Origin of the sequence: Campylobacter sp. CFSAN093238 (assembly GCF_012898015.1) — a bacterium.
Lineage (GTDB): Bacteria > Campylobacterota > Campylobacteria > Campylobacterales > Campylobacteraceae > Campylobacter_D > Campylobacter_D jejuni.
On sequence record NZ_CP040611.1, the window covers coordinates 593,315 to 606,048 of the forward strand.

The 12,734-nt window shown below is 29.2% G+C and carries 13 protein-coding genes; 9 read left to right on the forward strand and 4 right to left on the reverse strand.

Annotation, left to right across the window (positions count from 1 at the left end):
• A complete protein-coding gene (locus FBF21_RS03200) occupies positions 1 to 1,371 on the forward strand; it encodes a TolC family protein (RefSeq protein WP_057044093.1) in 1,371 nt (456 codons plus the stop codon).
• A gap of 2 nt (positions 1,372 to 1,373) precedes the next feature.
• Here the strand turns inward: FBF21_RS03200 and FBF21_RS03205 are convergent, their stop codons facing one another.
• Genes FBF21_RS03205 through ctf form a run of 4 tightly spaced genes read right to left on the reverse strand, consistent with a single transcriptional unit; the run spans position 1,374 to position 5,472 of the window.
• A complete protein-coding gene (locus tag FBF21_RS03205; RefSeq protein WP_002859110.1) occupies positions 1,374 to 2,552 on the reverse strand; it encodes an SGNH/GDSL hydrolase family protein in 1,179 nt (392 codons plus the stop codon).
• Entirely contained in the window at positions 2,539 to 3,549 is a 1,011-nt protein-coding gene (locus FBF21_RS03210; protein ID WP_002859968.1) for a GDSL-type esterase/lipase family protein, read from the reverse strand. Before FBF21_RS03210 ends, FBF21_RS03205 begins: the two co-directional genes overlap by 14 nt.
• A complete protein-coding gene (locus FBF21_RS03215) occupies positions 3,550 to 4,926 on the reverse strand; it encodes an MBOAT family protein (protein ID WP_002869992.1) in 1,377 nt (458 codons plus the stop codon).
• A gap of 42 nt (positions 4,927 to 4,968) precedes the next feature.
• A complete protein-coding gene (gene ctf / locus FBF21_RS03220) occupies positions 4,969 to 5,472 on the reverse strand; it encodes a non-heme ferritin (protein ID WP_002852256.1) in 504 nt (167 codons plus the stop codon).
• A 179-nt stretch (positions 5,473 to 5,651) separates the two neighbouring features.
• On the opposite strand from ctf, the gene FBF21_RS03225 reads away from it, so the two are divergent.
• From FBF21_RS03225 to FBF21_RS03260, 8 genes are all read left to right on the forward strand, one after another.
• Positions 5,652 to 6,647, forward strand: coding sequence for a substrate-binding domain-containing protein (locus tag FBF21_RS03225; protein ID WP_070311332.1), 996 nt, complete (start codon positions 5,652 to 5,654; stop codon positions 6,645 to 6,647).
• 9 nt (positions 6,648 to 6,656) lie between these two features.
• Positions 6,657 to 7,571, forward strand: coding sequence for a phosphate ABC transporter permease subunit PstC (gene pstC, locus FBF21_RS03230; protein ID WP_002798972.1), 915 nt, complete (start codon positions 6,657 to 6,659; stop codon positions 7,569 to 7,571).
• Positions 7,568 to 8,656, forward strand: a complete 1,089-nt coding sequence (gene pstA, locus FBF21_RS03235; RefSeq protein WP_002784288.1) for a phosphate ABC transporter permease PstA — start codon at positions 7,568 to 7,570, stop codon at positions 8,654 to 8,656. The genes pstC and pstA overlap by 4 nt, the downstream gene beginning before the upstream one ends.
• Positions 8,653 to 9,393, forward strand: coding sequence for a phosphate ABC transporter ATP-binding protein PstB (pstB, locus tag FBF21_RS03240; protein ID WP_002776307.1), 741 nt, complete (start codon positions 8,653 to 8,655; stop codon positions 9,391 to 9,393). Before pstA ends, pstB begins: the two co-directional genes overlap by 4 nt.
• 61 nt (positions 9,394 to 9,454) lie before the next feature.
• Positions 9,455 to 10,066, forward strand: coding sequence for a DUF2920 family protein (locus FBF21_RS09345; protein ID WP_168985439.1), 612 nt, complete (start codon positions 9,455 to 9,457; stop codon positions 10,064 to 10,066).
• Complete coding sequence (locus FBF21_RS09350; RefSeq protein WP_002858554.1) at positions 10,036 to 10,683, forward strand: DUF2920 family protein; 648 nt, start codon at positions 10,036 to 10,038, stop codon at positions 10,681 to 10,683. Before FBF21_RS09345 ends, FBF21_RS09350 begins: the two co-directional genes overlap by 31 nt.
• Before the next feature lie 89 nt (positions 10,684 to 10,772).
• Positions 10,773 to 12,089: an MATE family efflux transporter gene (locus FBF21_RS03255; protein ID WP_032584688.1), complete on the forward strand. Its 1,317-nt coding sequence runs from the start codon at positions 10,773 to 10,775 to the stop codon at positions 12,087 to 12,089.
• Positions 12,065 to 12,712 (forward strand): M48 family metallopeptidase, encoded by a 648-nt coding sequence (locus FBF21_RS03260; protein ID WP_070311336.1) that lies wholly within the window; start codon positions 12,065 to 12,067, stop codon positions 12,710 to 12,712. The genes FBF21_RS03255 and FBF21_RS03260 overlap by 25 nt, the downstream gene beginning before the upstream one ends.
• Positions 12,713 to 12,734 lie beyond the last annotated feature (22 nt).

Genomic DNA, 12,734 nt, shown 5'->3' on the forward strand with positions numbered 1-12,734 from the left:
ATGAAAATAATACTTAGCATTTTTTTAGCATTTTTCTTGAGCGCTTGTGGTGTAAAACTTAGCTTGCCTAAAGAAGTTGATTTAACTCAAGAACAAATGAAAGATTTAAATCTTACTTATGATTGGTATAGATCTTATGATAATGCAAAATTAAATGAATTTCTAAATTTTGTTTTATTGAATAATAGTGATATTAATATTGCTAGAAAAACTTTGCTTTCGGCTTTGGCTAGAGCTGATTTGATTGATTATGATTTATATCCGACTTTAAGTGGAAATTTGGGTTTTGGTGCGGATAAAGATTTAAATTCAGGCAAACAAAGTAAAAATTTCAATAATTCTTTAAATTTAAGCTATGAGCTTGATATTTATGGCAAATTAAGAGATAGTGCAAGTGCGAGTGAATTTAGTGCAAAAGCAAGTGCTTATGATCTTGAAAATTTAAAAATAAGTATGATCAATACAGCTTTAAATGATGTGTTTGAGCTGGCTTATTTTAACGATGTAGATAAATTGCTTCGAGCTTATCTTTCAAATTTAGAACAAATGAAAGAGCTTTATAACTATAAATACAAGCTTGGAAAAATAGAAGAATTAGATCTTTTAAACATAGAACAAAGCTTATTAAGAGCTAAACAAAATTTATTAGGCAATGATCAAAATCGTAATTTACTCATAAAAAATTTACAAGATTTATTGGCAAGGCAAGAAGGTTTTGCTTATATAGAGTATTTTAAAACTTTATCTTTAAATGATTTTAAAACCTTAAGTCCTGATTTTAATATACCTTTAAAAGCTTTAGCGTACCGTGCAGATGTGAGATCTAAACTCAATAGCTTAAAATCAGCCTTTAAGGATTATTCTTCTATGCAAAAATCTATTTTGCCTAGTATTTCTTTAGGTGGAGCATTAAGTGGGAGTGATAAAAAAATTGATGGTAGTTTTAAATTTGAAATTTTAAGTGGTAATGTTAAGATTTCTTTACCTTTCTTAGATTATGGTAGGGTAAAGCAAAATATCAAAATTTCACAATTTGCTTATGAGCAACTTTTAATTTCTTATGAGCAAGCCTTGCAAAGTGCGATGAATGAATTTGCATTGAATTATAAAGATTATCAAAGCGACACCTTGCTTTTACAAAATTTGCAAAATATTAACATTAAACAAGAGCTTATCACTAAGGCGTATTATGAAAAATATATTTTAGGAAAAAGTGAATTAAAAGATTATTTGGATGCAAACAATACTTTAAATTCTACCCAGCAAGAATTTTTAAGAGCTAGATTTAGTCTTTTAAAAACCATTAATTCTTACTATCAAATCACAGCTTTAAGTTTTAATGATAAAAACTTAGAATTTCCTAAGTATTAAATTTAATAATCGATGATATTTTTTAAATCCTCGAGTAACTTTTTAGCCATCAGCTCATAGCCTTTTATAGTAAGATGTACATCATTGAGCGAAAGCTTTTGTTCTATCCATTTGTTTTTTCCCCCACTATCTTGCATAAACTGATGCATATCAAAAATAAGAGTTTTTTCTTCTTTAGCAACTTCATATAATGCTTTGCGTATGGTAAAAAAATCAGGAGCAAGCTTGTAGTTTTTACCTTGTTTTTGAACTACAGTTGGTGGAGAGATTAGCATGATAACAGCGTTTTTATTGTAAGTTTTTAAAATACTAATCCATTTTTTTAAATTATTTTTGAATTTTTGTTTTTCAAACCCTTTAAAGAGTGCATCATTAGAACCATAGGCAAGAATAATTAAATCATTGTGTAAAAGTCCTAGTTCTTTTTTTACAACTGTTTGATTCCAAGAGAGCCATAAATCACTTTTGGCACCATTGATTGCAATGGTATCTAAGAAAACATTATTATCTTTATTTGTGATGAAATATCCTCCTAGCTCAGCATCTTTTTGTAAGGCTGAAATTTGCAAAGGAAGATCAAGTTCTAGTTCTTTATAAGACCATTTGTTAATTTGTGTAGTTCTTAACTCATAGCTTTGGTTTTTTGCATCTTTGATGCTAAAAGCATTGGTATTTTGTTTGGCTTTAAATAAAAATCCTATTTTGAAATTTTTTTTATCTAGGGTTGTATCAAGGTTGATTTTTGCGCCTTTAGTTTTTGCTTTGGCTATTATCCCACCTAGTGGAAAATTATGTCCAGCATTAGCAGGATTTCTTGAGTTTAAAATTTCAAAGTTTTTATAAGAATAAACAAGATTAAGATTTTGTTGATATTTGGGCTGTAAAGGATAGGCAAAACCTATAGAGTTAGAGCGGATTAAATATCCTCTTATGACACGCGGAAAGAAATCAGCCGCCATATGAGAATCTCCATAAATTCTAATTCCTATGTTTTGATTTTTTTCTAATTTTTTTTCTAGATTTTTAAGATCTTTTTTTAATACATAACTTGTTAAAGCAGAGTGATTTTTGTTTTGATTGAGTATGGAATCTATTGTGTCATTTGTATTTAAATTTTGTGCATAAGAGCTAGTAAAAATAATAAAAAACAATAAGATAATTTTAAATTTATTTACTAGCATTTTCTTCCTTAAGTTTTATGTGTTCTAATAAAAGTTTAGACATTTCTCTTGCCCCACTTGGAGTAAAATGAACCCCATCATCTGTTCTTACTTTTATACTTCTATTGTTTTCATCTTTTATATAAGCTGAGTATTCATCATTGACACTAAAAAATAGCTTAGTGTTGATAAAAATTTCTTTATTTTTAAGAATTTCATCGCTGTAAATTTTATTGAGCACTTGTATTTTTTTGTTCAAATCTTCTTTTTTTACAGGAGGGATTTCAAACCAAAAAACTTTGGCTTTATGTTTTTTAGCGATTTTAATGATTTCATCTACACGACTTGTGTAAATATCTATCCAAGAAGGGGAGCCAAAACGATGGTAATTTCCTCCTTTTTTAATATCCCAAGGATCATTAGCGCCAAGAAGAACAACAAGATATTTAATATTTGAGTTTTTAATAAAAGCTTCATTGGTTGCTTTTGACCAATCAAAATAGGATTTATAAGAAAGGCCTGTATTTTGTTTGCTAAGATCGGTTACCTTAAGATTTAAATTTCTTAAATCTCTATTTAAGGCTATTGCAACACCTTGCATTAAAGAATCTCCGATAAATAAAAACTCATCTCCATTTTGTAGTTCTAATTTGGTATTGTCGATAAAACTAATATTTGCATCTCGGATTAAGGTTGGATTTGTTTCTTTATGAGAAGTGTTTTCATCATTTTCTAAAGTGTTTAGAACTTTATCTATTTTACTTAAGTTTTCATCTATTGATTTATTTTCTTGATTTGTAGTTTCTTCATTAGTTTGAGGCAAGGGTTCGTTGCTTAAAATTGCGCGAATTTGTTCTAATTTAATTTTGAAGCCATTGGCTTCTTTTAAAAGATCATTATGAGGATAGAATGCAAAGTGATATTTTTGTTCTATATAAGAGCTAATGCTCTGATTCATAACTACAACAACCAAGCCAAGCACTATAATCAAAATAAAGAAAAATCTAACCACACTCATCTAAAAACTCGAATAAATAAAATCAGGAATTCCATCTGGCATAAAAGCAAAAACCAAAAGTAAAATAAAAGCTATGATAAAAGGTTTTAGTAAAAATGGAGTAAGATTTAAAATCTTAATGCAATATTCTTTAAAATTAATAAATAAAGGATAGATCATAAAAAGAACCCCAAAAGCAACCAACATATAGATATCGTTATAAGATGGAATTTGGAAGAAATTATAATAACAAGCTTTAAAATATTCTATTGCATCTTCTAGATTTTTGCTATAATAAAAGAAAATCCAAGTAAAACATACAAATTGAAAGGTTAAAAATCTTCCTAAAGCTGGAATTTTTTGTAAACTAAATTTGCTTAAAGCTAGCAAATGTATAAAAACTATGCCAATACCATGCAATAAACCCCAAACAATAAAAGCAAGTGTATTGCCATGCCACATACCTGAAAGTATAAAAGCGATGAGTATGTTAACTATAGTGCGTGGCATTCCTTTTCTATTGCCCCCTAAAGGTATATAGATATAATCTCTTATAAAGGTTGAAAGACTGATATGCCATCTAGCCCAAAAATCTTTTAGGTTTTTTGCAAGATAAGGCATGTTAAAGTTAGATGGAAGGGTAAAACCTAACATTAAAGCAAAAGCACAAACTAAATCAACATATCCGCTAAAATCGCAGTATATTTGAATCGCATAGGCGTAAATTGCGCTTAAAAGTTGTATGAAATTATAAGATTGTGGAAAGTCTAAAATACTTTTAGCATAAATTCCAAGGTAATTGGCTATTAAAACTTTTTTAACTATACCAAAAACAAGCAAGATGATGATTAAATTTGCATGTTTAAATTCGCGTTTTTGATAGGCCTGCTCAAAGAAAAAAGAACTTCGCATAATAGGCCCTGAAAGTAGTGTTGGAAAAAATGATAAGAAGGTTGCTAAATTTAAAAAACTTTCTAAACGGCGTTTTTGATAAACTTCCACAAGATAAGTGATAGAAGTAAAGGTATAAAAACTAATTCCTATTGGTAATACTAAATCAATATTTAAAAATTCTAAACCGAAAAAATTTAATATCTCATCAACACTTCCTTTGATGCTAGGAAAGTATTTAAAAAAACATAAATTTAAAATAATAAAAGCTATACAAGTAGCGAAAATATAACGCTTGCGACGCACAAAAATTAGCAAGGCGAAATAGTGTATAAAAAAGGTATATATAAATAAAACTAAGGCGAAATAAGGATTGATTAAAATATAAATAATATAAGAGAAAATTAAAATTAAAATATTTTGTATTTTATAATTATTTTTAAAAGTCCAATAAATAGCAAAAAAAGCTATCATTAAAATACTAAATTCTAGAGAAAAATAAGTCATACCTTCAATCCAAAGCGAGATTTGCCCATAATAGGGCAAAGATTATTTTTTTCTACTTAATGCAATATTTTTGATGTATTGATCAGCTAAATAAAGTCCATTTCCGTGTTCTCCGATTAACTTAATCTTGTCAACTATACCGCGGAAAAGTGCTTCTTCTTCGTGTTGTTCGCTTACATACCATTGTAAGAAATTAAAAGTAGAATAGTCTTTATGTGTTAGCATGTGTTCAACTAAAGTATTGATTGATTTTGTGATAAATTGCTCATGTTCATAGGTTTTTTCAAAAACATCAAGTAAAGATTTGAAATTTTGTTCAGGCTGTTTTACTTCTTGAAGCTCTACATGAGAATCTGTTTCATTAAGATAAGTGATAAGCTTTTTAGCATGATCGCTTTCTTCGCTTGCATGTGCAAACAAGAAGGCTCCAGCTCCATCAAGACTGTTTTCATAGCACCAAGAACTCATACTAAGATATAAGTTTGCTGCATACATTTCTTTGTTTATTTGTTCATTGAGTAATTTTACAACTTCTTTAGAAAGCATTCTTATCTCCTTATTAAAATTTAAAATGTTTTATAATGATATATTATTTTTTTAAAAACAAGCTAAATTTTTTGATAGTTAAAAATTATATTTAAGAAAAATACAAAATAAAAAATGTTTCCAAAATGTTTCCAAGTTTTTTTAAACTTCCATTGCTTTTTTAAAGTTAAGGAGAAAAAATGAAAAAAATTCTATCTTTAAGTGTGGCAAGTCTTGCACTTTGTGGTGCTTTAAATGCAGCAGATTTAAAAATCGCAGGTTCATCGACTGTGTATCCTTTTACTTCTTTTGTAGCTGAAGAGTATGCAGCGATTCACAATACAAAAACTCCTATAGTAGAGAGCTTGGGAACAGGGGGTGGATTTAAGGTATTTTGCGAGGGCATAACTGACATTTCTAATGCTTCAAGAGCGATGAAATTTAGCGAATTTGAAACTTGCAAAAAAGCAGGGGTAACTGATATAGTAGGGATGATGATAGGTTATGATGGTATAGTTTTAGCTCAAAATAAAACCAATGCTCCATTAAATATCACAAAAAAAGAACTTTTCTTAGCATTGGCAAAAGAAATTCCACAAAATGGAAAACTTATACCAAATCCTTATACAAACTGGAATCAAATCAATAAAAATTTACCAAATCGTAAAATTAGTGTTTATGGTCCACCATCAAGTTCAGGAACAAGAGATACTGTAGAAGAGCTTGTAATGAGCGATGTGTCTAAAAAAATTCCTGAGTATAAAGGCGAGTATAAAACCATACGCCAAGATGGTGCTTATATCCCAAGTGGTGAAAATGATAATCTAATCGTTTCCAAACTTACTATTGATAAGGATGCTTTTGGAATTTTTGGTTATAGCTTTTTAGTGAGCAATTCAGACAAAATCAATGCTGCTAATATCGATGGTGTTACGCCAAGCGAAGAAAGTATCGCAGATGAAAAATACGAACTTGCAAGAAGTTTGTTTATTTATATCAATGCTAAGAAAAATCCAAAAGAAGCCTTTGATTTTGCAAAAATTTATATGAGTGATGATTTGGCAAAAAGTGGTGGAGAGCTTGAAAAAATAGGACTTGTTCCTTTAAGTGATGATAAATTAAAAGCTTCTCAAAAACATGTAGAAGATAGAAAAATTTTAAATGATGAGCTTGTAAAAGCTGGAAAAGTTTTTTAAGGAAAAACTTTGTTAAAAGAAAAAATAATCAAATTTGCACTTTTTTTATGTGCTTTTGTAAGCGTGATAGTAAGTTTTGCTATCATGCTTACAATTTTAATTGAAGCTTTAAAATTCTTTCAAAAAGAAAGCGTTATTACCTTTTTATTCTCAAGTCAGTGGGCAGCTGATGCAGCTTTTATGAATGCAGATGGCACGAGTAAACAAGGTGTTTTTGGAGCGCTATCGCTTTTTTGGGGAACTTTTTATATTTCATTGATTGCTATGCTAACGGCTTTACCTTTAGGGGTTATGTGTGCTATATATTTAGGTGTTTTTGCTGGCAAAAAATCTAAAAATTACTTAAAACCTATTTTAGAAATCATTGCAGGGATTCCTACTGTTGTTTTTGGATTTTTTGCGGCTATAGTTGTAGCGCCTTTTATAGTGTGGTTTTTTTCTTTATTTGGCATACAAGCAAGCTTTCAAAGTGCTTTAGGCGCAGGTTTTATCATGGGGATCATGATAGTACCTATAGTGGCTTCTTTATCTCAAGATTGCATTGAAGCAGTAAGCGAGAAAAGGATTAATGGCGCTTATGCTTTAGGTATGACAAAAAAAGAAGTGGTTTTTGCCGTGATTTTACCTGAGGCTATTCCTGGTATAGTTGCAGCTTGTCTTTTAGGACTTTCAAGAGCCTTAGGCGAAACTATGATAGTGGTGATGGCAGCTTCTTTGCGTCCAAATTTAACTTTAAATTTTTTAGAAGATATGACAACGGTAACGGTAAAAATCGTAGAAGCTTTAAGTGGAGATCAAGCCTTTGATAGTTCTTTGGCTTTAAGTGCTTTTTCTTTAGGTTTGGTGCTTTTTGTCATCACTTTAATCATCAATATGTTTAGCGTTTATCTTATCAATCGCTTTCACAAAAGGAAAAATTTATGAAAAAACTTTTTAAAAAAAGACAAAAAGCTTCAAAGTCTTTTAAAAGACTTTGTAAAATGGGGCTTTATATTAATTTAATTTTTCTTTGTATCTTTTTAGGAAGTGTGGCTTATCTTGGATTTCCTGCTTTTAAGCAAACCTATATTTTTGTAGAGGCTAATAGAAATTCTCCTGCTTATGATCTTTTATCTCGTGCTGAGCAAAGAAAGATAAGAACAGGGCAAATCACTGAAAAATCTTGGCTTTTGGCAAATTCAGAAGTAGATCAATATATGAAGCAAAAATATAATCGCCTTAGTGAAAAACAAAGAACTTTAGTCGATGATCTTATGCAAAAAGGCGAGATAGAGCTTAAATTTAATAGCAATTTCTTTTTAAATGGGGACTCAAAATCTCCTGAAAATTCAGGAATTTTATCTTCAGTTGTAGGGACTTTGCTTGTTATGCTTGTTTGTATGGTTGTGAGTGTTCCTATAGGCGTTGCAGCGGCAATTTACTTAGAAGAATTTGCGCCACAAAATATCCTTACACATTTTATAGAAGTGTGTATTAACAACCTTGCAAGTATTCCTAGTATCTTGTTTGGACTTTTAGGACTTGGAGTGTTTATCAATCTTTTTGGAATGCCTCGTTCAAGTGCTTTAGTGGGTGGGCTTACTTTGGCGATCATGAGTTTGCCTATTATCATTGTTTCAACCAAAGCGGCCTTAAAAAGTGTGGATATCAATATGAAAAATGCTGCTTATGCCTTAGGTATGACAAAGGTTCAAATGGTAAAAGGTATTATGTTACCTTTGGCTATGCCTATGATTTTAACAGGTTCTATTTTGACTTTAGCAGGGGCTATAGGCGAGACTGCACCTTTGATGATTATCGGTATGATAGCATTTATCCCTGATGTAGCTAGTTCGATTTTTGATCCAACTAGCGTTTTACCTGCTCAAATTTACTCATGGTCGGCTATGCCAGAGCGTGCATTTTTAGAAAGAACAGCAGCGGGTATTATTGTGCTTTTAGGACTTTTAGTCGTATTAAATCTTAGTGCAATATTATTAAGAAAATATTTTCAAGGAAAATTAAAGTGATAGCAAAAACAACAAATTTAAATTTATTTTATGGAAAAAAACAAGCTTTATTTGATATCAATATGCAAATAGAGCAAAACAAAATTACTGCACTCATCGGTGCTTCAGGATGTGGTAAATCCACTTTTTTGCGCTGTTTTAATAGAATGAATGATAAAATTGCAAAAATCGATGGTTTAGTGGAAATTGAAGGAAAAGATGTTAAAAATCAAGATGTAGTAGCCTTGCGTAAAAATGTAGGCATGGTTTTTCAACAACCTAATGTTTTTGTAAAAAGCATTTATGAAAACATCTCTTATGCACCAAAACTTCATGGTATGATTAAAAACAAAGATGAAGAAGAAGCTTTGGTGGTGGATTGCTTGCAAAAAGTGGGGCTTTTTGAAGAGGTTAAAGATAAATTAAAGCAAAATGCCCTAGCTCTTTCAGGCGGACAACAACAACGTCTTTGTATCGCAAGAGCTTTAGCGATCAAACCTAAACTTTTGCTTTTAGATGAGCCAACTTCTGCACTTGATCCTATAAGTTCAGGCGTGATTGAAGAGCTTTTGAAAGAATTAAGCCATAATCTTTCTATGATCATGGTTACGCATAATATGCAACAAGGCAAACGCGTAGCTGATTATACAGCATTTTTTCACCTAGGTGAGCTTATAGAATTTGGAGAAAGCAAGGAATTTTTTGAAAATCCAAAGCAAGAAAAAACCAAAGCTTATTTAAGCGGTGCTTTTGGGTGAGATTTATTTTTTGGAAATTTGATGATATAATTAATTAAAAATTTCCAAAAAAAGGTTTAATATGATTATAAACCAAATTTATTCTATAGATTCTTGTGATGATGTAGAATTAAATATCAAAAGGGGAAGTAAATTAGAATTTAGATTGACTTATGATGATAGTAAAGAAATAGAAGCTATTGTTTGTATTATTCCAGGTGGTGCTGAAGATATGAATAGTTATATTTATATTGATGATTATTTGACTAGAAATTATAAAGTTGCTGTTATTAATATTAACTATCATTGTATAGGAAATAGACCTCATTTGGGTTCTAGTTTTTATTTGGATGATATAGATAAATTCATTTTAGATACTAGTTTAAAGGCTATAAATTTAAAATGTATAAATGTTTATGGTATAAATTCTTATGAAAATCTAAATAATGCTTTTATAAGAATAGATCAAGAAATTCAAAAATTAAAATTAAATCAACAATTACATCAAAACTATAAATTAAGAACGCATGTAAGCTTTTTACCATCTAAAAATGAATATCAAAATTTTGGTATAATGCAAGCTATGGATATTTTAAATGCTATTTTTTATATAAAAGAAAATTCTCCATTTAAACTAATGAGGGGGGGGGTATTAGAACGATTTTGTTTGGAAATTCATATGGCGGATATTTAGCAAATTTATGTGCAAAAATAGCTCCTTGGAGTATTGATTTTATATTAGATAATTCTTCTTTTGTTAATTTGTTTGGAAATATTTTTAGACTTATAGGCTTTGGAAAAGAAATCGATTTTACTAGATATCATGGAACATATGATGATACTTTATTTAAAAATATATTTTTATATTTAAGTGATAAAACTTATTGGAATAATAATAAATTTTCAAAAAATTATTTTTCAAATGCTAGAAAAATCATAAGAGAACCATTAAACAAAGAACATCTAATAATACAAAGCTTATACCCAAATCCAAAATATATTTTATATCATAGTATTTTTGATGAAAGATCTCCTTTTAAAAATAAGGAAAATTTTGTACATATTTTAAAAGAATTAAATTTTAAAGTAGAATTTTTTGCTATTTCACAAGTTGATAATAAGTTTATTAAAAATTTAAATCATGGAATGGGATTGAGCACAAAATTATTTTTTAAAAAACATTTATTGCAAATATTAAAAGAACCTTTGCAAGATAAAATTTGCAAGAAGGAAGTCTCATATAAATGTGATGAGCTAGTGTATACTTTCAAAGAAGAAAATCATCAAATTATTTTAAATATAACAAATTGAGTATATTAAATATTTATATTTAAAAAAGTAATTTTTAAGTAGAATTGTTTTTTAAAAGAAATATTTAAAAAAAGAGATAAGATAATATCATGGCAAAAAAACAACTCTCCTTAACAAGACTTAGTTTTCCTATATTTTGGGATTTGCTTTCTAAGTATTTAACCGTGATTATCAATACCGCTATGGTGTCGCATTATTCTAATTTTCTTGTCGGTGCTATGGGGGCTGGAAATCAAATTTTAGATCTTTTTATCACTATTTTTTCATTTTTAAGTGTGGGTTGTAGCGTGGTGATCGCACAAGCAATTGGTGCAAAAGATCATGTTTTAGCAAGAAAAGTGATTCATCAAAGTTTGTTCTTAAATGCACTTTTAGGCTTTGTATGCGGTGTGCTTATTTTATGGCATGGGGAGTATTTGCTTTATCTTTTAAAAATTCCACAAGAATTGCTCAAAGATAGCGAAATTTACTTACATATGCTTGCAATTTGTTTGTTTTTTGATGCCATAGGTATTGTTTTAGCTGCTATTGTAAGGGTTTATAATATGGCTTATTGGGTCATGTTTATAGGTTTTTTGATGGATATAGTGGTGATTTGTGGAAATTATTATGTTTTGCATTATACAAAGTCAGAACTTTTTGGAATAGGGCTTAGTAATATTTTTGCTCGCATTGTTGCTATAGTTGCTTTGTTTGCGATACTTTTTTATAAACTTAAAATTCATCTTAAAATCAAAGAAATGATAAAACTTGAAAAAGAAGTTTTAAAAAAGGTTTTAAATATAGGAGGATTTTCAGCAGGGGAAAATCTTTTGTGGATAGTCCAATATACTATAGCTTTTGCTTTTGTAGCAAGCTTAGGTGAGGCGAGTTTGAGTGTGCAAACGATTTATTTTCAAATTTCAATGCTTATCATGCTTATAGGACAAGCTATAAGCATAGCTAATGAAATCATAGTAGGTAAATTAGTCGGTGCTAGGTATGAAAATATCGCTTACAAACATGCTTGGCGTGCTTTATATTTTAGTGTAATAGCGAGTGCTTTAGTGGCGTTTTTAAACTATCTTTGTCAAGATTTTACTATGCAAATTTTAGGGCTTAAAGAAGAGCTAAAAAATTTAATGATACCTTTATTTGCTCTTTCAATCTTTCTTGAAATTTCACGAACTTTTAATATAGTTATGGTTAATTCCTTGCGCGCAAGTGGCGATGCTAAGTTTCCATTTTTTAGCGGACTTGTTTTTATGATGGGGGTATCTTTGCCTGTGGGTTATGTGCTTTGTTTTCATTTTAATCTTGGAATTTTAGGGGTTTGGATAGGATTTTGTGCAGATGAATTTTTGCGTGGAATGGTAAATTCATACAGATGGAAAAGTAAAAAATGGCAAGGCAAAGCTCTAGTTTAAAATCATTTATTTATAAAGATGAGTGCTATTTTTATTCTAAAAAATGCATAAAAACTTTAAGATTAAGGCTAAATGAAAAGGGTGAATTTGTTCTTAGTATTCCTTATTTTTGCACCTTTAAAAGTATTTATGAGTTTTTAGATAAATCAAGTTCTTGGATGAATGAGGCAAAAAAAAGATTTGAAAAAAAAGCCTTAAAAGATGATGAGTTAATCTTTTTAGCTAAAAAATATCAAATTATTTTTGATGAAAATGCCAAAAAAATTTATTTTGATAAAGATAAAATAATTTGTCAAAATAAAGCAAAATTGGATTTATTTTTAAGACAAAATGCTAAAAAGATTTTTACTTTTTATCTTAAAAAATGGAGTAAAAAAACAGGCTTATTTTACACGCATTTAAGCATTAAAAATATGAAAACACGTTGGGGTTCTTGCAATCACAATAAAGCTTATATTAATTTAAATTTAAAACTCATTCAAAAGAGTTTAAGAGCTATTGAATATGTGATTTTGCATGAAATTAGCCATTTAAAATTTCCCAATCATAGCAAAGAATTTTATACTTTTATAGAGCATTTTATGAGTGATTTTAGGCAAAGAGAGAAAGAATTTTTAAGTTAAAAATGTTATATTTATAGTTTAT

Excerpts from the sequence above, each read along its gene's own strand:
- FBF21_RS03200 (WP_057044093.1), top strand. The coding sequence starts at position 1 with ATGAAAATAATACTTAGCATTTTTTTAGCATTTTTCTTGAGCGCTTGT.
- FBF21_RS03205 (WP_002859110.1), bottom strand. The coding sequence starts at position 2,552 with ATGCTAGTAAATAAATTTAAAATTATCTTATTGTTTTTTATTATTTTT.
- FBF21_RS03210 (WP_002859968.1), bottom strand. The coding sequence starts at position 3,549 with ATGAGTGTGGTTAGATTTTTCTTTATTTTGATTATAGTGCTTGGCTTG.
- FBF21_RS03215 (WP_002869992.1), bottom strand. The coding sequence starts at position 4,926 with ATGACTTATTTTTCTCTAGAATTTAGTATTTTAATGATAGCTTTTTTT.
- ctf (WP_002852256.1), bottom strand. The coding sequence starts at position 5,472 with ATGCTTTCTAAAGAAGTTGTAAAATTACTCAATGAACAAATAAACAAA.
- FBF21_RS03225 (WP_070311332.1), top strand. The coding sequence starts at position 5,652 with ATGAAAAAAATTCTATCTTTAAGTGTGGCAAGTCTTGCACTTTGTGGT.
- pstA (WP_002784288.1), top strand. The coding sequence starts at position 7,568 with ATGAAAAAACTTTTTAAAAAAAGACAAAAAGCTTCAAAGTCTTTTAAA.
- FBF21_RS09345 (WP_168985439.1), top strand. The coding sequence starts at position 9,455 with ATGATTATAAACCAAATTTATTCTATAGATTCTTGTGATGATGTAGAA.
- FBF21_RS03255 (WP_032584688.1), top strand. The coding sequence starts at position 10,773 with ATGGCAAAAAAACAACTCTCCTTAACAAGACTTAGTTTTCCTATATTT.
- FBF21_RS03260 (WP_070311336.1), top strand. The coding sequence starts at position 12,065 with ATGGCAAGGCAAAGCTCTAGTTTAAAATCATTTATTTATAAAGATGAG.